This window comes from Mesorhizobium kamtschaticum, from assembly GCF_056174585.1.
On record NZ_CM149691.1, the window covers coordinates 5,864,401 to 5,884,907 of the forward strand.

14 protein-coding genes and 1 pseudogene are annotated in these 20,507 nt (G+C 62.8%); 4 read left to right on the forward strand and 11 right to left on the reverse strand.

Translation table 11 applies throughout. The annotated features are described in order from the left end of the window. Positions 1-59: 59 nt before the first annotated feature. From pepN to AC0V7N_RS29325, 4 genes are all read left to right on the forward strand, one after another. A complete protein-coding gene (gene pepN, locus AC0V7N_RS29310; protein WP_475451674.1) occupies positions 60-2,705 on the forward strand; it encodes an aminopeptidase N in 2,646 nt (881 codons plus the stop codon). A 198-nt stretch (positions 2,706-2,903) separates the two neighbouring features. Then, positions 2,904-5,225 carry an ATP-binding protein gene (locus AC0V7N_RS29315; protein WP_496627444.1) on the forward strand — a complete coding sequence of 774 codons (2,322 nt, stop codon included), beginning with the start codon at positions 2,904-2,906 and terminating at the stop codon, positions 5,223-5,225. A gap of 97 nt (positions 5,226-5,322) precedes the next feature. After that, the gene (locus tag AC0V7N_RS29320) at positions 5,323-5,583 is read left to right on the forward strand and encodes a type II toxin-antitoxin system prevent-host-death family antitoxin (protein ID WP_475451677.1); all 261 of its coding nucleotides are present in this window, start codon (positions 5,323-5,325) and stop codon (positions 5,581-5,583) included. After that, entirely contained in the window at positions 5,580-6,017 is a 438-nt protein-coding gene (locus tag AC0V7N_RS29325) for a hypothetical protein (protein WP_475451678.1), read from the forward strand. The genes AC0V7N_RS29320 and AC0V7N_RS29325 overlap by 4 nt, the downstream gene beginning before the upstream one ends. Before the next feature lie 68 nt (positions 6,018-6,085). Here the strand turns inward: AC0V7N_RS29325 and AC0V7N_RS29330 are convergent, their stop codons facing one another. From AC0V7N_RS29330 to AC0V7N_RS29380, 11 genes and pseudogenes are all read right to left on the reverse strand, one after another. Beyond that, positions 6,086-6,556 carry an EF-hand domain-containing protein gene (locus tag AC0V7N_RS29330; RefSeq protein ID WP_475451679.1) on the reverse strand — a complete coding sequence of 157 codons (471 nt, stop codon included), beginning with the start codon at positions 6,554-6,556 and terminating at the stop codon, positions 6,086-6,088. Positions 6,557-6,695: 139 nt separating this feature from the next. Next, the gene (locus tag AC0V7N_RS29335; RefSeq protein WP_475451680.1) at positions 6,696-9,656 is read right to left on the reverse strand and encodes a bifunctional [glutamine synthetase] adenylyltransferase/[glutamine synthetase]-adenylyl-L-tyrosine phosphorylase; all 2,961 of its coding nucleotides are present in this window, start codon (positions 9,654-9,656) and stop codon (positions 6,696-6,698) included. Then, positions 9,656-11,137 carry a sensor histidine kinase gene (locus AC0V7N_RS29340; protein ID WP_475451681.1) on the reverse strand — a complete coding sequence of 494 codons (1,482 nt, stop codon included), beginning with the start codon at positions 11,135-11,137 and terminating at the stop codon, positions 9,656-9,658. The genes AC0V7N_RS29335 and AC0V7N_RS29340 overlap by 1 nt, the downstream gene beginning before the upstream one ends. Positions 11,138-11,269: 132 nt before the next feature. Further along, positions 11,270-11,944 carry a response regulator transcription factor gene (locus AC0V7N_RS29345; RefSeq protein WP_027046649.1) on the reverse strand — a complete coding sequence of 225 codons (675 nt, stop codon included), beginning with the start codon at positions 11,942-11,944 and terminating at the stop codon, positions 11,270-11,272. Positions 11,945-12,310: 366 nt separating this feature from the next. Then, positions 12,311-13,861, reverse strand: a complete 1,551-nt coding sequence (locus tag AC0V7N_RS29350; protein ID WP_475451683.1) for a Do family serine endopeptidase — start codon at positions 13,859-13,861, stop codon at positions 12,311-12,313. 133 nt (positions 13,862-13,994) lie between these two features. Beyond that, positions 13,995-14,462, reverse strand: a complete 468-nt coding sequence (locus AC0V7N_RS29355) for a cytochrome c-type biogenesis protein (RefSeq protein ID WP_475451684.1) — start codon at positions 14,460-14,462, stop codon at positions 13,995-13,997. 16 nt (positions 14,463-14,478) lie between these two features. After that, the gene (locus tag AC0V7N_RS29360) at positions 14,479-16,134 is read right to left on the reverse strand and encodes a hypothetical protein (RefSeq protein ID WP_475451685.1); all 1,656 of its coding nucleotides are present in this window, start codon (positions 16,132-16,134) and stop codon (positions 14,479-14,481) included. A 205-nt stretch (positions 16,135-16,339) separates the two neighbouring features. After that, entirely contained in the window at positions 16,340-18,322 is a 1,983-nt protein-coding gene (locus AC0V7N_RS29365) for a heme lyase CcmF/NrfE family subunit (protein ID WP_475451686.1), read from the reverse strand. Between the two features lie 38 nt (positions 18,323-18,360). After that, a pseudogene (gene ccmE, locus AC0V7N_RS29370) lies at positions 18,361-18,803 on the reverse strand (cytochrome c maturation protein CcmE). Positions 18,804-18,811: 8 nt separating this feature from the next. Beyond that, positions 18,812-19,945, reverse strand: coding sequence for a c-type cytochrome biogenesis protein CcmI (gene ccmI / locus AC0V7N_RS29375; RefSeq protein WP_475451688.1), 1,134 nt, complete (start codon positions 19,943-19,945; stop codon positions 18,812-18,814). A gap of 117 nt (positions 19,946-20,062) precedes the next feature. Further along, positions 20,063-20,500 (reverse strand): RT0821/Lpp0805 family surface protein, encoded by a 438-nt coding sequence (locus AC0V7N_RS29380; RefSeq protein WP_475451689.1) that lies wholly within the window; start codon positions 20,498-20,500, stop codon positions 20,063-20,065. Positions 20,501-20,507 lie beyond the last annotated feature (7 nt).

The window sequence follows — 20,507 nt, forward strand, 5'->3', positions numbered from 1 at the left end:
TTTTTTTGGACCAGCGGGAACTGTCCGCTTCCAACGCAATCGACAGGAAAACCCACGGAATGCGCACGGACACCGGCCAGGTCTTCAGGCTCGAAGACTATCGCCCCAACGACTATCTCATTCCGCAGACCAACCTGACCTTCCGCCTTTCGCCCGAGGCCACAATCGTCACCGCAATCCTGACGGTCGAACGCCGCGATGGGGTGCCCGCGTCGGCGCCTTTGGTGCTCGACGGCGACGGGTTGACGCTCAAGCGCATCGCGATCGACGGCAAGAAGGCAAAACCAGCGGATCTGCTGGTGACACCCGACCAACTCACCATTCTCAAGCCGCCGGCTGCGCGCCGCTTCCAACTGTTGATCGAAACCGAACTGGCACCGGCCGGCAACGAAGCCCTGATGGGGCTCTACCGCTCGAACAATGTCTATTGCACGCAATGCGAGGCCGAAGGCTTTCGCCGCATCACCTATTTCCTCGATCGCCCCGATGTCCTGTCGGTCTACACCGTGCGGATCGAGGCACTGCGCGACGAGGCGCCGCTGCTCCTGTCCAACGGCAATCCGGTCGACAAGGGCGATCTCGGCGACGGCTGGCACTATGCCGTGTGGCACGACCCCTTCCCCAAGCCGTCCTATCTGTTCGCGCTGGTGGCCGGCAATCTCGGCCGGGTTGCCGACAGTTTCGTCACCCTATCCGGCCGCGAGGTCGAACTCGGCATCTATGTCGAGCCTGGCAAGGAGAAGCTTGCCGGCTACGCCATGGACGCGCTGAAGCGGTCGATGCAATGGGACGAAGAGGCGTTTGGCCGCGAATACGACCTCGACGTCTTCAACATCGTCGCCGTGTCCGACTTCAACATGGGCGCGATGGAGAACAAGGGCCTCAACATCTTCAACGACAAATATGTGCTTGCCGACCAGGAGACGGCGACGGACGCCGATTTTGCCAATATCGAGGCGATCATCGCGCATGAGTATTTCCACAATTGGACAGGCAACAGAATCACTTGCCGCGACTGGTTCCAGCTTTGCCTGAAGGAAGGTCTGACGGTCTTCCGCGACCATGAATTCTCCGCCGACCAGCGCTCGCGGCCGGTCAAGCGCATCGCCGAGGTACGCCTGCTGCGCGCGCATCAGTTTCCCGAGGATCAAGGCCCGCTGGCGCATCCGGTGCGGCCGCGCCGCTACCGCGAGATCAACAATTTCTACACAGCGACGGTCTACGAAAAGGGCTCCGAAGTGGTGCGCATGATCCGCACCATCCTCGGGCCTGACGCCTTTCGCGCCGGCATGGACCTTTATTTCGAGCGCCATGACGGCGAAGCGGCGACGATCGAGGATTTCATCAAGGTGTTCGAGGATGCCTCGGGCCGCGACTTGTCACAGTTCGCGCTCTGGTATCATCAGGCGGGCACGCCCAATCTGACGGTCAGCTCGGCGCACAATGCGGCCGCGCAGGAATTCACGCTCGAGATCGAGCAGTCGGTGCCGCCGACACCCTCCGAAAGCCGCAAGCGGCTGATGCATATCCCGCTCGCCTTCGGGCTGATCGGCGCCGGCGGCAAGCCCGTCGAATATAGCGGCGTCGAGGGCGCCAGCGTCGAGGATGGTGTCATCCATCTTCGTAAGCGCCGGCATATGGTGCGCTTTTCAGGTGTTGCCGAACGCCCGGCGGTGTCGCTCAATCGCGGCTTTTCGGCACCAGTGACGCTGTCGGTCGAGCAGAAGGCCGACGACCAGTTCTTCCTCGCCCGCCATGACAGCGATGCCTTCTCGCGCTGGCAAGCCTTCAACACGCTGCTCACCGATGCGCTGATCGCAGCCTTCCGCGAGATCCTTGGCGGCAAGCAGCCGGTCTTCGCGACGCGGCTGACCGAGCTTGCCGGCAGCATCGCCGGCGATGAGACGCTGGAGCCGGCCTACCGGGCGCTGGCGCTGGCGCTGCCCGGCGATGCCGACATCGCCCGCGACATCGGCAAGAATATCGATCCCGACGCCATCCACGCAGCCCGACAGGCCCTTGCGCTCGCGATCGCCGCGGCCAATGGCGAGGCATTTTCCAGCCTCTACAACAGCCTTGCCGACAAGGCCGTGTTCAGCCCGGATGCGACAAGCGCCGGACGGCGCGCCCTGCGCAACACTTTGCTGGATTATCTCTCGCTGCTGCCGGGTGGAGCGGCATTGGCGGCCGGGCATTTCCAGTCGGCGACCAACATGACCGACCGTGCGGCCGCACTTGGCGCACTCGCTCACCGCCACCATGGTTCGCCCGAGGCCATCAAGGCGCTGGCGGCTTTCGAGACGACTTATGGGTCCGACCCACTGGTCATGGACAAATGGTTCCAGATCCAGGCCAGCGTGCCGGGGCCGCAGGCCGTGGACACGGTTCGGGCGCTGTCCGCTCATCCGGCCTTCTCGATGGCCAATCCAAACCGAGTGCGTTCGCTGGTCGGCACCTTCTCCAGCGCCAACCAGACCGGCTTCCACCGCGCCGACGGCGAAGGCTACCGGTTCTTCGCGCAGACGGTGCTCGAGGTCGAAAAACGCAATCCGCAAGTGGCGGCAAGACTGGCGACGGCACTCAGATCGTGGCGTTCGCTTGAGCCGGGCCGGCAGGCCAAGGCCAGGGAAGCGCTGCTTTCGATCGCCAATGCCGAAAACCTGTCGGCGGATCTGCGCGACATCATCGAGCGCACACTGGCCTAGGCATACCTTGCCTTCTCCCGTGCGGGGAGAAGGCCCAAGTCGCCGCACCCCCAAAACCGATTATTTTAGTCTATTTTTGATCTTTTTTCGCCGGACCACTGGACAAGGCGAATCACCTTTGATTCTTTACTGACGATTCGGATGTGCGGCGTTTGCCGGATCACCAAGCAGCATAGGCAAATTCGGGGAGTGCCATTTATGGCGAAGGCGGACGCGTGGGGCGCGCCCGGTGGGACGGCTTTTGCGCGTCGCGAGACGCGCAGCGATGGCCTTGCCGGGAATACGCGGCTCATTGCCGAACCGGCCTACAAGCGGCTTCTGGCCGCCGAACCGCTGCTGCGCCGGTCGATTCCGGCCCTCATCATCATCTTCCTTTTCGTCATCGCGGCGTTGCGCGTGCTGTCGCTGATGAATGAACGCGACGACGTCGAGCGTGATGCCAAAGCGATCCTGACGCTGGCGGCGGGGCAACTGGCCAGTTCGCTCGCCACCACCTCGGATACCGTGCCCGGCGCCATACAGGACCTGCTGGAAACCACCAGCCGTCAGGGCTCGATGAGCCGCAGCCATGTGCTCGTCATCACCGACAGCGCCTTCAAAATCACCGCGGGGACGCCGCGCTCGATGCCCTGGCAAGGCCATGCCCTCGACGGCCTCGTCGAGGGCGGCCAGCCGCTGTTCATGTTCGGCGATCGCGCCGGCGTCATGGAGGTCAATATCGGCGGCCAGGACTGGTACGCCGCGGTCAGCGTGGCCAAGGATCGGAAGGGTGCCGCGGCGGCCCTGGTGCCGCAGGAAGCGGTCTTCGACACGTGGCGCAAGACCGTCTCGCTCAACGTCACCCTGTTCGTGCTGACGGCCGGCGTGCTGATCATCATCCTCTACGCCTATTTCGGGCAGGCGGCGCGCGCGCAGGCCGCCGACCGCATCTATCTCGAAGCGCATCAGCGCATCGACATGGCGCTGGTTCGTGGCCGCTGCGGCCTGTGGGACTGGGACATGGTGCGCGGCAAGATGTATTGGTCGCGCTCGATGTACGACATGCTCGGCTACGAGCCCTGCGACACGATGCTGTCCTTCGGCGAGGTCGACGAGATCATTCATCCCGAGGACGGCGACCTGTTCGAGCTCGCCAACAGAATTGTCGCCCGCGAGATCGACCACATCGACCAGGTGTTCCGGATGCGGCATGCCGACGGCCAATGGGTGTGGATGCGCGCTCGTGCCCAAGTCATGGATCCGGAAGCACCGGAAATCCAGCTGATCGGCATCGCCGTCGACGTCACCGAGCAGCGCCATCTGGCGCTGCGTTCGGAGGCAGCCGATCTTCGCCTCAGGACTGCGATCGAGAACATCAATGAATCCTTCGTGCTGTGGGATTCTGCCCAGCGCTTGATCATGTGCAACTCCAAATACCAGCAGGACAACGGGCTCTCGGATCGCGACGTGATGCCGGGTGTGACGCGCGCTTCCCTGGAAGAGCGGATGCTGGCCTTTGCTTCCGAGCGCCGGCTTGCCAACACCAATGGCCCGCAAGGCGGCGCCACTTTCGAGCGGCAGCTGTCCGACGGCCGCTGGCTGCAGGTCAACGAACTCAGGACCAGGGACGGCGGCATCGTCTCGGTCGGCTCCGACATCACCCAGATCAAGCTGCATCAGGAAAAGCTGGTCGACAGCGAACGCCGGCTGATGGCAACGATCCATGACCTCAGCCTCGCCAGGCGCTCCGAAGAGGAGCGCTCCAGTGAACTGGTCGACCTCAACCGCAAGTACATGAAGGAAACCGAGCGCGCCGAAGCGGCGAACCGCGCGAAATCCGAATTCCTGGCCAACATGTCGCATGAATTGCGCACGCCGCTGAACGCCATCATCGGTTTCTCCGAACTGATGGAACAGGGGCTGTTCGGCCCGCTGGGCTCGGAGCGCTACGAGGAGTACGCCACCGATATCAACAGCAGCGGCAAATATCTGCTCGGCGTCATCAACGACATTCTCGACATGTCCAAGATCGAGGCCGGCCAGTTCTCGCTGGACCAGGAGCAGATCGACCTCGGGCCGCTGATCAGCGAGACGGTGCGCGTCGTCTCGCTGCAGGCCGCGCAAAAGGCGATCACCGTGGAAACGCGTATCGCCGACGCGCTGACGCTGTTTGCCGATCGCCGCGCAATCAAGCAGATCGTCATCAACCTTCTGTCCAACGCGGTTAAGTTCACCGGCCAGGGCGGCCACATATCGGTCAGGGCCCGCAACACGTCCGGCGCGCTGGTGCTGACCATCGAGGACAATGGCTGCGGCATCCCGAAAGCGGCGCTCGGCAAGCTCGGGCGGCCCTTCGAACAGGTGCAGAACCAGTTCTCCAAGAACCATGCTGGATCCGGACTTGGCCTTGCCATCTCGCGCTCGCTTGCCGAGCTCCAGGGCGGCGCGCTGAAAATCCGGTCGACCGAAGGCGTCGGCACGATCGTGTCGGTGCGTATCCCGGTGAAAAGGGCAACGCCGGCGGTCAAGGTCGCGGCTTGAACAGCAGGTTTCTCTCTCGCTCCGTGCGTGAGCGTGAGGTGAGATGCTTTGACAAGATTATCCATTCTATCTATTTTAGATAAGAAGAGGATTTGTCATGCGCGTGACGTCAACGGAATTTCAGCAGAATGTCGGGCGCTTTCAGGACGCAGCCCAGCGTGCGCCGGTTGCGATCACAAAGAACGGCCGGACTCACACGGTGCTCCTGTCGGCGGCAATGTTCGAGGTTCTGGTCAAAGGGCGGGTCGCTCGTCCGGTGGAGGAACTGGACGACGAGACGCTGAACGCCGTCGCCGAAAGCGCCGTCCCAGCCGAATATGCCGGGCTTGATGCAATGCTCAAAGACTGGACGCCGTGAGCCTGCCCAAGCCTATCCCCGGCCTGGTGATCTCCTATTCATACCTCTGGGTGAGAGAATACGAAAAAGGCGCGGAGGAAGGCCGCAAAAGCCGGCCCTGCGCCATTGTCGCCGCTCGACGGATCGTAGAGGGCCGTGAGGTCGTAACGGTGGTTCCAATCACACACTCGGCACCGACTGACCCTGCCGATGCAGTAGAGATGCCTGCGCCACTCAAGGCCTATCTCGGCCTCGATGAAACGCCGTCATGGATTGTCGTGACCGAAACCAATGATTTCCTCTGGCCAGGTCCCGACCTGCGGCCCATTGCAGGCATTAAGCCATCCCGTTTCGACTATGGCATGCTGCCGCCGCGCTTCTATGCCTATCTGCGCGACAGGATTTTGCAGGCTCGGACAAACCGCGTGCTCCAGCAGATTCGGCGAACAGAATAGCTCCACGGTCGCTGAAGATAACGAAAAGCCTCCGGCGACTGACGCCGCCGGAGTTTACAGGATGATGATCATTGCACGCTGCCATCGTTGCCTTCGTCATCCAATTGGGAGTGATGGTTGCCTTTCGGCAGCTCGCTCTTCTCGATCTTGCCGTCATTGTTCTTGTCGAGCATGGCGAAGACCTTCTTCTCACGGCCGGTGATGTCATCGGTCGTCAGCGTGCCGTCGCCCTTGGTGTCGTAGCGGGCGATGATGTGCTTGGCCATCCGCTCGAAGCGCGCCTTCTCCAGCGCGTCGGCGAGCTGGGCGACGGTCAGCTTGCCGCCATTGGCGGCAACGAGCTTCTTCAGCCGCGCGTTCATGGCGTCGGAGAACTGGTCGAAGGTGATGGCGCCATCTGAATCGCTCATCGCCTTGTTGAGGCGCATCATCGTGTCCTCGCGCATTTTTGCGCTGGCATTGTTTTCGGCATAGGCGGTGGTGCCGACGGCTCCGGCAAGTGCTGCGAAGGCAAGGGCAAGCTTGGTTGACTTTCTCATGATCTTCTCCTGTTGCATCGTCACCCCCGATGCGAGAGCGGCGGATCTTCGATCCTGTTGCCGCTCTATCTCTTTGTTCGAGCATCGGATTTTCCCAAAACCGGTTTCCACTTTTGGGTCCGATGCTTCGACAGCTATTTCATGGTCGTCCGGCACGAAGCAAAAGATCAAAGTCCTTCCTGATCTTCTGCGACGTCTCCTTGAGATGTGCTTCCAGCACACCGAAATCCGGCAGGTCGGTCACCGCCAGAAGCAGATCCGAAAGCCCCGGCGGAACGTCATCGCGCTCGAAGGCTCCGGTGAGGCATAGCCGCGTCATCTGGGTCAGCGCCAGATAGAGCGCGAAGGCGGCACCAAGTTCCTGCCTGACCCCGACGTCGGCGAAGCCAGGTGCGAGGCGGGACAGGATCTCAGCCGTACCGGTGACACGCGGCCCGGCCTCGACCTGTCCGGTGATGACAGCCACCTGGGCGATGAATTCAAGATCGATCAGTCCCCCCGGGATCAACTTGATGTCCCAGAGATCGCGCGGCGGCTTTTCCTTATCGATCATGACGCGCATGTCCGAGGCCTCGGCCTTAGCCTTTGCCGCATCGCGCGACTGGCCAAGCACGGCCGCGACTTCCGCTTCGACCTCGGCGCACAGGCCGGCATCGCCGCCAATGGCGCGCGCCCGCGACAGCGCCATATGCTCCCAGGTCCAGGCCTCCTGGCGCTGATACTTCTTGAAGGCATCAATGTGGGTGGCCACTGGCCCCTTGTTGCCGGACGGCCGTAGTCGCAGGTCGAGCTCGTAGAGCACCCCTTCGGCCGTCGGTGCTGACACGGCCGCGATCAGCCGCTGCGTCATGCGGGTGTAGTAATGCGAGGGCGCCAGCGGCTTGTCACCGTCGGAGTCCTCGGCGTCCGCGTCATGGTCGTAGAGCAGAATGAGATCGACATCCGATCCCGCGGTCAACTCGCGGCTGCCGAGCTTGCCCATGCCAAGCAGCGAAACCACGCCGCCGGCGATCCTGCCGTGGCGCGCCGCGAACTCGGCGGTCACCGCCTGCAAGGCCGCCTCGATGGTGAGATCGGCCAGATCGGAAAAGGCGCGGCCGGCCCGGGCCGGATCGATCGAGCCGGCAAGCAACCGCACACCGATGAGGAATTTTTGCTCCGAGGCAAAGATGCGCAACCGGTCCAGCAATTCCTCATAGGCCCTGTCGCCTTCGAGGAAGGCCGAAAGCCGTGCCGAGAGATAGGCGCGGTCTGGCAGTTCACTCAGCAAGGCCGGGTCGAGCAGGCCGTCGAAGACATGCGGCCGGCGCGTGATGATCGCCGCCAGCCGGGGTGCCGCGCCCATGATCGTTGCCATCAGCTTGAGCAGCGGCGGGTTCGACTGTAGCAGCGAGAACAGCTGGATGCCGGCCGGCAGACCGGCAAGGAACTCGTCGAAGCGGATCAAGGCTTCGTCCGCCCGGCGCGTCTGGCCGAAAGAGCGCAGCAACGCCGGCGTCAATTCCGTCAGCCGCTCGCGCGCCTCCGCCGACCGGGTGACGCGATAGCGCCCAAAATGCCAGCCGCGGATGACGCGGCAGATGTCGCTCGGCCGCTGGAAGCCGAGGCCATGCAAGGTCCGCAGCGTGTCGGGATCGTCGACATCGCCGGTGAAGACCAGATTGCCAATGCCCGCCGAAAGCTCCGGGGCCGTTTCGAACAGCGCCGCATAATGGCGTTCGACCTGCTGCAGCGAGGCGCGGAACGCCAGGGAAAAGGCTGCGGCATCGGCAAAGCCCAGCATGCGGGCGATCCGCTCCAGCCCTTCATCGTCTTCCGGCAGCGTGTGGCTCTGCTCGTCGGCCACCATCTGGATGGCGTGTTCTACACGGCGCAGGAACCAGTACTGGCGGGCGAGTGCATCACGCGCCTCAGTGGTGATCCATCCGCGCGCGGAGAGCTGGCCGAGCATCGGCACGGTCTCGCGGCCGCGCAATTCCGGAAAACGGCCGCCGGCGATGAGCTGCTGGGTCTGGACGAAGAACTCGATCTCGCGAATGCCGCCGCGGCCGAGCTTGACGTTGTGGCCCTTCACGGCGATCTCGCCATGGCCCTTGTGGGCGTGGATCTGGCGCTTGATCGAATGGACGTCGGCAATCGCCGCGTAGTCCATGTATTTGCGCCAGATGTAGGGCTGCAACTCCTTGAGGAAGGCAGCACCCGCGGCGAGGTCGCCGGCCACCGGACGCGCCTTGATCATCGCCGCACGCTCCCAATTCTGGCCACGCGCTTCGTAGTAGCGAAGTGCTGCTTCAACGGGGATCGCCAGTGGGGTCGACCCGGGATCGGGGCGCAACCGCAGATCGGTGCGGAAGACATAGCCGTGCTCGGTGCGATCCTGCAGGATGCGCACCAGCCGGCGCGTCAGCCGCGAAAACAGCTCTGTGGCGTCGAGCGGATCGACAATTGCGGGTGCTTCCGGATCGAAGAAGACGACGAGATCGATGTCGGAAGAGAAATTCAGCTCGTGCGCGCCGAGCTTGCCCATGCCGAGCAGGATCCAGCCCGACTGCCGCGACGGGTCGTCGAGATCGGGCAGTTTGAGCTTGCCCTGGCCATGCGCGTCGCGCAGCAGGAAGTCGACTGCAGCACGGGTGCAGGCATCGGCGAGATCACTCAGCCGCCGCACCGTCAGCGACGTTTCCGCCTCACCGGCGAGATCGGCGAGCGCGATCAGGAAATGCGCCTCGGCCTTGCACTGGCGCAGCTCCATCATCAGGCCGGATTCCGAGACCGCTTCGGCCAGCGGCGCCTGTTCGATCGCGACGGTGATCGCTTTCAGGCGCGACTCGACCGGCTGGTCGAAAAGAGCATCCAGAATCCGGGGCCGGCGACGCGCCGTGTCACGCAGGAATGGCGAGAGATCGAAGACAGCGGCGAGGAAATCCTGGCCCTCCCCCTTGCCGGCCAGGAACTTGGCCAGTCGCGCCAGCCCTTCTTCGCGTGCCGCTGTGGCGATTTCGGCCAGTTCGTGCCGCGCCCGGCCTTCGTCGAGAGGGGCAAGCCCAACCGCCGGCTTCAGCAGCCAGTCCGTGACCGTTCGCTTCGCAACCGCAGCCATCAGTGATCCTCCCGCGCGGGGAAACTCATGACCACGGATAGTCCCGGATTGCCAGACAAGAGATCAAGCCGTCCATAGTGGAAGGTCATGACCGCCTTGGCGAGGCTGAGGCCAAGGCCGGAGCCCGGCTGCGAACGGCTCTTCTCCAACCGAACAAAACGTTCGGTCGCCCGGGCGCGATCGGCATCGTCCGGAATGCCCTGGCCGTTGTCGGCGACACAAAGCCTGATCTCGCCATGTGTCCGCTCGAGCGTCACACGAACCGCCGGCTTGGACGTGGAATCGGTCGAATATTTGATCGCATTGTCGACGATGTTGGACAGCGCCTGGCCGATCAGTTCGCGGTTGCCGTTGACGACAAAGGCGCCGTTCACTTCGGCGTCGAGCGAAGCGCCTGCCTCTTCCGCCACCGGCTCGTAGAGTTCGACGACATCACGCACGGCCGCGGTCAGATCGACGCGATTGGTGTGCTCCGACGAATATCCGGCCTCCAGCCGCGAGATCATCAGGATGGCGTTGAAGGTCTTTATCAGTTGGTCGGATTCGGTGATGGTGCCTTCCAGCGCCTGACGATAATCGGCGGGCTTGTGCTTACCGGACAGTGTCGCTTCGGCACGGTTGCGCAGCCGGGTCAGCGGCGTTTTCAGATCATGCGCGATGTTGTCGGAAACCTGCTTCAAGCCTTCGTTGAGCGTGGCGATCCTGGCCAGCATGGAATTGAGGTTTTCCGAAAGGCGGTCGAACTCGTCGCCGGCGCCGGTCACCGGCAGCCGGCCCGAGAGGTCACCACCCATGATGCGGCGGCTGGCCTCCGACACGCTGTCGATGCGCTTCAGCGCGGCGCGGCCGACAAAGAACCAGATCAGCAGTCCGCCGAGCCCCATCATGCCGAGCGCCAGCATCAGCGCACGGCGGATGACGGCGCGAAAGCGTTCCGGTTCGCCAAGATCGCGGCCGACCAGCATGATCATCTGGTTGGGCAGCCGCAGCACCAGCGCAATGGCGTTGTGACCCTTCTCGCCTTCGGCCTGCTGCGTGGTGTTGTCGCCAGTTGAAGGCGATGGCGTCTGGTCGGATGCTCCGCTGCGCAGGCGGTCAAGCTCACCTTCGCCGAAGCGCTTGTAGGAGAAGGGCTCGGTCGTCCAGCCCTCGTTGTCGATTACCCCCGGCTCCAGGCTCTGCACATTGCCGGTCAGGATCTGCCCGTTGGCGTCGGCGATCAGATAGAGGTTGGCACCAGGCTGGCGGGAGCGGTTTTCGACCACGCGCACCAGGACTGGCAGGCCACCACGCTGATAGGCGCGCGCAAGACCGAGCACTTCGTCGTTGATGGTCTCCTGCGTTTGCGCCGTGAGCATGCGCGCCGACAGCGAGGTCATGTAGAAGACAAGCAGCACGGCGCAGAGCGCGAAGAGCAGAAGGTAGAGCGCCGAAAGCCGCGCTGCCGTCGTCTTCATGATGGCCGGCACGGAAAGAGCCATGCGTCGCCTAGATCAGCATGACGATTGGTCGAATCGTCATGCTGATCTAGCTCTTTGTTGTTGGAGCATGACCTCTGGACAAACGGAACCGTTTGTCCGAGAAAACCGGTTCCCACTTTTCGGGGTCATGCTCTAGCCGCCCTTCAGCATGTAGCCGGCGCCGCGAACCGTATGCAGGATCGGCTTGTCGAAGCCCTTTTCGATCTTGCCACGCAGCCGCGAGACATGCACGTCGATGACATTGGTTTGCGGATCGAAATGATAATCCCAGACATTTTCGAGCAGCATGGTGCGCGTCACCACCTGGCCTGCATGGCGCATCAGATATTCGAGCAGGCGGAACTCGCGCGGCTGCAGCGTGATCTCGCGCGCCGCCCGGCGGACCGAATGCGACAGCCTGTCGAGTTCAAGGTCGCCAACCCGGTAGACGGTCTCGGCCTCCTTGGCGCTGGCGCGGCGGTTCAACACCTCGACGCGGGCCAGAAGCTCGGAGAAAGCATAGGGCTTGGTCAGATAATCGTCGCCGCCGGCGCGAAGGCCGGTGACCCGGTCATCGACCTCGCCCAGCGCCGACAGGATCAGCACCGGCGTGGTGTTGCCACGGGAGCGAAGGCCGGCAATGACCGAAAGACCGTCGCGGCGCGGCATCATTCGATCGATGACCATCACGTCATAGTCGCCGGCGTCGGCAAGCGCGAAACCGGTTTCGCCGTCACCGGCGACGTGCGCGGTATGACCGGCTTCGGTAAAGGCTTTCTGCAGATAATCCGCAGCCTCGCGATCGTCTTCTATGACGAGAATCTTCATGGGGCCGTTATACGCGATTTCGCTGGAAGGTTGAGTAGCCGGCATCTGCATTTTAGCCTTTGCCAAAGCGCGTCGCGATCAAGATGATCGAGACCGCGCGCGATAAAATCTTGTTCTCTGGTTGTCTTCATCCCGGACAAGCCTGTTTCGGGGCCTGTTTCAGGGCATGATCCTGCAATCATGACGTCCTCTCGGCCCAGGCCCGAGGGAGCGCTTTTAGGCGACTTCCAAAATGTGCGGCAGCGGGCGATGGGAGGCCCGCTGCCGCTGGAGGAGAGCACGATGACTGACTAACGTACCCGGCTCCATGCTTTCCCATGCGGTGGCTCGGGGGTGTTTGAAACCGCCGCACCGGAAAAGTCGTTATCAGCCCTTGGCGACGGGCAGCGCGACGAAGCGGTTGTTGTCGTCGCGGGTGATCTGCATCAGCACTGCCTTGCGTCCGGCCTTCACCGCGTCGGTCATCGCCTTGGTGACGTCGTCGGTGCCGTTGACTTCGGTCGAATTGACAGCGGTGATGATGTCGCCCGGCTGGATGCCGCGGTCGGCGGCATCGCTGTCGGGATCGACATCGGTCACCACAAGACCCTTGCCGTTTTCGGATTTGGTGACTTTGAGACCGAGATCAGCCAGCGTGTCGGGCTTCGCCGGAGTGGCGGGCTGCGGCTGCTGGTCGTTCGAAGCCTGCTTGTCGCTGGCCGGCAGCTTGCCGAGATCGACCTTGATCGTCTGGCTCTTGCCGTCGCGCCAGACGGTGACGTCAACCGACTTGCCCGGCGAATAGGCGCCGATCAGGCGGGCGAGTTCCTTCGGCGACGCGACATCCTTGCCCTCGACCTGGGTGATGACGTCACCAGCCGCGATGCCGGCCTTTTTGCCGGGGCCATCGTCCTGGGCGCTCGACACCAACGCACCATTGTTGGATTTCAGACCGAGCGATTCGGCGATGTCAGAGGTAACCGGCTGGATTTCGACGCCGAGCCAGCCGCGCTGCACCGCGCCGTTCTTCATCAGGTCTTCGACAACCTGCTTGGCGGTCGAGGCAGGAATGTCGAAGGCGATACCGACGCTGCCACCGGAAGGCGAGAAGATCGCCGTGTTGATGCCGACCACCTGGCCGTTGAGGTTGAAGGTCGGGCCACCGGAATTGCCGCGGTTGACCGAGGCGTCGATCTGGAGGAAATCGTCATACGGGCCAGCGCCGATGTCACGGCCGCGCGCCGACACGATGCCGGCGGTGACGGTGCCACCGAGACCGAACGGATTGCCGACAGCCACAACCCAGTCGCCGACACGAACCTTGGAATCGTCGGCGAAGTCGACATAGGTGAACTTGCCGCTGCCTTCGACCTTAAGCACGGCGAGATCGGTGCGCGGGTCGGTGCCGACCAGCTTGGCATCGAGTTCCTTGCCATCATTGGTGACAACCGTGAAAGCGGTGCCCTCTTCGACGACGTGGTTGTTGGTGACGAGATAGCCGTCATCGGAAATGAAGAAGCCGGAGCCCTGGGCCACCGGGCGCGGCTGGTCATTGTTGCGGTCGCGGTGACCGAAGCGGCGATGGCCGTCGTCATTCTGGCCGTTCTGATCGCCAAAGCCGCGGAACTCCTTGAAGAAGCGGCGCAGCTGCGGATTGTTGGGAAGATTGTCGAGACCGTCCTGGTCATCGGAGCCATCATCGGCGGTCGGCTGAATCTTGGCCTTCACCTTGACGCTGACGACGGCCGGCGAAACGCGCTCGACGACATCGGCGAAGCCTTGCACCTGCGGCGCCTCGACGCGTACGGCATCGGCCAGAACGGGGCTGGTTCCACCGGTCAGCGCGCCAACGCCGATCACGCCGGCAACGGCGACCGAAGCGACGGCTGCCATAAGACGCTTGCGAGTGACGGAATATGAATTGGGGGCAATATTCATGGATCTCTTATCCTCTTTGAAACGGACGCTGCTTGATTGGCATCCTCGAGGAGAGAGACTTAGAGAGGCGCACATTACGGCGCCATTTCCGACACATGAAACTTTGGTAATGTTGGCGGGGCGGTCGCCGCCGTCAGTCGCGGCGCAGGATAGCGTCCAGTGCCGCCTGTTCCTCTGAAGACAGGGACTTTGTCGCCAGTGTCCGGCGCGACCGCGCGGTCAGCACAATGAATACGCCTCCGACCAGCAGCAACAGTACGGGCGTGCCCCAAAGCAGTGCGTTGCGCAGGTCGAAACGCGGCTTCAGCAGCACGAATTCGCCGTAGCGCGAAACGACATAGTCCATGACCTGCTGGTCGGTATCGCCGGCGACCAGGCGCTGGCGCACCAGAATACGCAGATCGCGGGCAAGATCGGCATCGGATTCGTCGATCGACTGGTTCTGGCAGACCATGCAGCGCAGGCCTTCCGACAGCGCCCGCGCCCTCGCCTCGAGCGCCGGATCGGCCAGCATCTCATCAGGCTTCACCGCCATTGCCGTACCGGTAAAGAACAGCGCCAGCAAAAGGACAATCGAGGTCAATGAAAGGCGTGCGTTCATCTCATGCCGGTTCTGGTTAGCTTTCCTGCTGCATTTTTGCGATTCCCTCTATAGCGCGATCTCGTTGGTCAGGCTCCGGAATCCGGGAGGCATGCACCCGCATGGCGGTCCAGAATGCATTCCACGTATCGGCTCTGACAGCAATTTCGGGATCGAACGATTTGTGAAACTTTGCAATCTGAGAGGGTGAGTGGAGACCCGCAGTTTGCGTCGCCATCAAGTAGATACCGTCAGCGTCCAATTCGGTCAATTTCGCGGTCAATGCCCGCATGTCGTCGTCACGCAGATTCCAGTCCGCCTTATACAAATAGGCGATAATTCGACGAGCATTCGATTGATCATGTGAAGCCATGATGCTCGAAAACAACGCGCTGCGGTATTGTTCGAACGGTGTAGAGATGTACATCGTCGCTGTCAGAAGCCCATTATACTGCCAAAGCTCCAGGCCCGCTGCATTCTGGAACGCATCGATGGCCATCTGCCCGAGTTCCTTGGAATCGAAAAGAAACGCGCGGCAATAGCACTTCTTAGGCGTCGTCAATATCCGAATGATCTCGCCGTTCAACAGCGCGCGCTGCTGATTGCTCAACTTGTCTGAGAATTGGCGCAGAGAGGGCAAGCGTCCACCAACGACATTGCTATTTACATTGACAAAAATGTTGTAGGCGGCGGCCCTGATCATATTGTCATCGAGGAAATTGGCCTTGTCCAGAAGTGTGACGTTGCTCAACGCGGCACCATAGTCGCCGGCGGATGCAAGGTCCGACGCACGCTTGGCCACCAGGGTGAGATTTTGCTCGGGCTTGGGCGGCTGGCTTGGATCGAAGCCAAAGATTGCAGCCGCCATCGTCTGCGACCTCAGGTCCAGATCGCCGTAGCTGACAAGTTCGAAAGGTCCCTGGCGCGATTCCCAGATGGTGGCCGCACGGTCGAACGGCCCACTATTCATCCTGAAAAATGGAAGATAGGCAGGGACACGCGCCGCGATCCTGCGCCATGTCAAAGCGTCCGTTTTCCGCTCGCCGTCGACGACAGTCGCGGTGAGTGGACCGGGCCAACCCGGCCCCCAAAAATAACCCCGGGGATAGAGTATCTGGAGACCATCGGGAATTTCAGAGAGAGTGGTTTCCTTCAGGCACTCCTCGGTCCTTCCCGCAGCGCGCAATAAGCTGGATCGCTGTTTGTCCGCGTCGCTGCATTCCTGGCCCCGTGCGAGCGTTGTCTGCCGTATGGACCTGATTGGCTTGGAACGGTTGTTGTCCTCGTAAGAGATCTCGACCAGTCGATCGACGACGCCTTCGGTGACGAAGGTGCGGCTGAAATTCAGGAAATCGTCCACGATCAGGGTTTTGTTCTTCACCAGCCCGTGGTCGATCGCGGGCGGTGCGAACTTTGCGGCTTCGAGACTGAGTTGTTGGCGTATGCCGACTGATGTCAGAGCCCAACCGCAGAAGAACAAGACGGGGGCCGCGGCATAGGCAGGCCTGCCGCGAGCAGCTTGCAGGATCAGAAAAACAGCCACGCCGAGCGGCAGAGCAGCGCTGATGAACATGCCAACGCCGCCGAAAATTCCCAGCGTGAAAGCTGTAAGATATATCCCACTGTAAATGCCTATCCAGCAGGCGACTGCCAGGAGAACGATTCCGATAGCAATCTGGGCGATCCATTTCATGTGAAACGCCTACACTGGAAATGGTTTCAGCTGCGCTAATCGGCTTGGAGCACATTTAGGGGCATTCGCTTTAGCAGCGCTTCGAGCGTTAGTTTGCCTGCGCCGGCCATGGCAGCCGCGACGACCGCTTGGAGCTTTGGCTATACCCACAGAAATGCCTAAACAAGACGCGCTTCGGCCACGGCAAAGCGCTCCACCGCAATCTTCAATGGCCTGCAGCTACCTCGGCCTGCTTGCGCCGGCGCGAGGGCGCGCCGACACGCAGGCGCCTGTCCATCAGCGACATGGCAGCACCCGCCATCATCACCAGGCCGCCGCCCCAGATCAGCGTCACCAGCGGTTTCCACCACAGGCGCACCACGACGGAGCCGTCCTTGTTCTCATCACCGAGCGAGAGGTAGAGCTGACCGAACCAGAGCGTCTTGATGCCGGACTCTGTCGTCGTCATCTGGCGCACGGGGAAGAAGCGCTTGGCCGAGGTGATTTCGCCAGCTGCGTTTCCGTCGGCGCCGATCAGCTCGAAGCGGCCACGGTCCTCGCTGTAGTTCGGCCCTTGCGCCGGATAGAGACCGACGAAACGCAGCGTATGGCCTGACAATTCGACCGTCTCGCCGGCGCGCATGCTGAGGATCTTCTCGGTGCCGAAGGAGAGCGTGGCGACGATGCCGAGCAACGTCAGGCCGAGGCCGAGATGGGCCAATGCCGTGCCGAAGACCGAGCGCGGCAGGCCGGCGAAGCGCCTGAACATGACGGCCGGTGCAACCGACCCGACGCCGGACTTGACGGCAAGATCGGTGAGCGCGCCGCCAACCAGCCAGACGGCAAGGCCGATGCCGAGTGCGGCGAACACCGACGCGCCGTCGACAAACAGGCCGGTGACCAGCATCGCCGCCAGCGCCGTGGCAAAGGCCGCCATCAGGCGTTGCGATGCAGCGAAGACATCGCCGCGCTTCCAGGCCAGAAGCGGCCCGAACGGCACGATGGCCAGAAGCGGCAGCATCAAGGGGCCGAAGGTCAGGTCGAAGAACGGCGCCCCGACCGAGATCTTGTCGCCGGTGAGCGCCTCCAACGCCAGCGGATAGAGCGTTCCGACGAGCACGGTTGCGGTCGCGGTGGTCAGAAACAGGTTGTTGAGGACGAGCGCGCCTTCGCGCGAGATCGGATGGAACAGACCGCCGGCCGTCAACCTCGAGGCGCGCAGCGCAAACAGCGCCAGCGAGCCGCCGATGAACAGCGTCAGGATGCACAGGATGAAGACACCACGCGTCGGATCGGTGGCGAAGGCGTGAACGGAAGTCAGCACGCCCGAACGCACCAGGAAGGTGCCGAGCAGCGACAGCGAGAAGGTGAGGATGGCGAGCAGCAGGGTCCAGATCTTCAGCGCCGAGCGCTTCTCCATGACGATGGCCGAATGCAGCAGCGCGGTGCCGGCCAGCCACGGCATGAAGGAAGCGTTCTCGACCGGATCCCAGAACCAGAAGCCACCCCAGCCGAGCTCGTAATAGGCCCAGTACGATCCCATGGCGATGCCGCCGGTCAGGAACATCCAGGCGACCAGTGTCCATGGCCGCACCCAGCGCGCCCAGGAGGCGTCGATGCGGCCCTCGATGAGGGCTGCGACCGAGAAGGAGAAGCAGATCGAGAAGCCGACATAGCCGAGATAGAGCAGCGGCGGATGAATGGCGAGGCCGAGATCCTGCAAAACCGGGTTGAGGTCACGGCCTTCGATGGGCGCCGGATTGAGCCGGATGAAGGGATTGGACGTCGCCAGGATGAACAGGAAGAAGGCAGCGCCAATGGCGCCCTGCACCGCCAGCACATTGGCGCGCAGCGTCGCCGGCAGGTTGGAGCCGAAAGCGGCGACCAGCGCGCCGAAAAAGGTCAGGATCAGCACCCAGAGCAGCATCGAGCCTTCGTGATTGCCCCAGGTTCCGGTGATCTTGTAGATCATCGGCTGCAGCGAATGCGAGTTCTCCCAGACGCTCGCCACCGAGAAATCGGAGTTCGCATAGGCACTCGCCAGCGCCGCGAAGGACAGCGCCGTCAACGCGAAGCCGGTCACCGCGACAGGACCGCCGACAGCCATCAGGCGCTGGTTGTTGAGGCGCGCGCCAAACAGCGGCACGATCGTCTGCACCAGCGAAAGCGCGAACGCCAGGACCAGGGCGAAATGTCCGGTTTCAACCATGGTTGTGCCCGAAATCCACGTTTGCTCTCCCGCCAGAGTTACTCACTCTTGCTCTCCTGCCAGACGCCCTTGGCCTTCAGACCGTCGGCCACTTCCTTGGGCATGTAGCGCTCATCATGCTTGGCCAGCACGCTGTCGGCAACAAAGACACCGTCCGGGCCGAAGGTGCCCTCGGTGATGACGCCCTGCTCCTCGCGAAAAAGATCGGGCAGGATGCCGGTATAGGTGACCTTGATCGATTTGTGCGTGTCGGTCACCGAAAAGGCGACCGTTGCCCCTGCCCGCGCTGGATGGTGCCTTTCTCGACCAAGCCTCCCAGCCTGATGCGCTGGCCAGGTTGGACGCTGGCCGTGGTGAGATCGGCCGGCATGTAGAAATAGGAGGCCTTCTGGCCAAGCGCGTAAAAGGTCAGCCCGGTGGCGGCGCCCAGGAAAACCAACCCACCGACAATGACCGACAACCGTTTCTGCTTGCGCGTCATATCCAGTTCTACTCCGTCGCCGTCAGGCCGAGCGAGGTGGCAAAGGCGGTGAATTTCTTGGCTTCGTCACTGCCGGCGCCAAAGACGGCGATGGCGCGACCCAGCGCCTCGCGCGCCTGATCGGCCTTGCCCAGCACGACATAGGAACGAACGAGCCGCATCCATCCTTCCGGGTCACGCGGATTTTGCCGCAATTTCTCGTCGAGGCCGGCGACCATCGTGTTGATCATGGCTTCGCGATCCTGCGGCGACAGGGAGGATGCGTTGTCGACATCCGCGGCGTCAGGGCCTTTCGCGGCCGCGCCGGAAGCGACTTCGCCGGATTTGGCTAATGCCTGCTCGACCGCGCCGCGCCATGGCGAATCCGGCGGCAAAGTGCCGAGCATTGCCTGCCAGGCCGTCACCGCGTCCTTGTTTCGCCCCTCCTGCGCCAAAGCCATGGCCAGATAGAAGCTGGCTTTCGCATTGGCCGGATCAAGCTTCAGCGCCGCCTCGAAAGCATCCTGGGCATCGGCGGAAACAATGCCGCCCGCCGCACCGGCGATTGCCTCGCCGAGGCCAGCCTGGCGAACAGCGCTGTCGCCATCGAAGCGGATGGCGTTGCGATACGCGGTCACCGCGTCGGAAAAGCGCTGCATGCGCAGATAGACCGGGGCCAGCACGTCCCACCCCCTGCCGTCGGAAGGGTTGGCGGCAAGATGGGCCTCGGCCCGCGCCACCAATTCGTCGACCGAACTGTCGGCCGGGTTCTTGGCCAGACGTTCGCTGAGCGGCTGCGATGGCAGGTCAGGCGAGCCGATCTGGCTGTAAAGGCCCCAACTGACCAGCGGCACCGCCAGCACGGCCATGGTCGCGACAAGCCGCGCCGTGACCGAGACCTGCCTGGCCGTTGCCTTATCGGCTGTATCCGCAGTGTCGAGGCGAAGGATGCGGCGCGCGATCTCGGCGCGCGCCTCGGCCGCTTCCGCCGGCTGGATCAAGCCGCGCACGGCGTCGCGGTCAAGCTCGGACAATTGATCGCGATAGACTTCCAGGTCGTGATCGCCGCTCGACGAGTCGCTCTTCGGGCCGGCCGCTAGCGGCAGCAGCACCGCCAGGCTCGCGCCGAGCGTCAGTATTGCAGCTATGACCCAGAACAGCATGGTTCTTCCAATAACGGCAGAGCCCTGCCCTGCCAACACAGGCATCCTGCGACGCTTTGACGGCCGGCGCGCCTGACGTCCTTGATCGACATCAACCGGGCGGAGCCGGTCTGGATATCAGGTCAGCGGCGTCCAGCTGCCATCGGCGTTGCGGCAAGCGGTTCCGCGCGCCGTGACGCCTGCTCCGCCGGTGAAGACCGTCTGCGTGTACTGGCGGCAATCCTGCGAACCGACGCGATAGGGTTGAGCCGGAACCACCTCGCCATAGTGCGATGCCTGATCGCCCTTCCACGCCACTTTCTGGCCGCTCGTCGTATATTCGAGCGCCTTGTATTCCGCCTCGAGCGCGCTGCGTTTTTCCGATTCACTGAGGCCATTGCCGATTGAGCCGCCGATAAGACCGCCATCCATTGCCGAAATGATCGACTTGGTGACCTTGCCGCTCGACGGAGGCGTCGAGGCCGGTGTCGGCGCGAGCGTTGGACCCTTGCCGCTCAACGTGGAGCAGCCGGACACGGCCAGCAAGGCGGAAACAAGCGCGACGCGAATCTTCATGCCAACA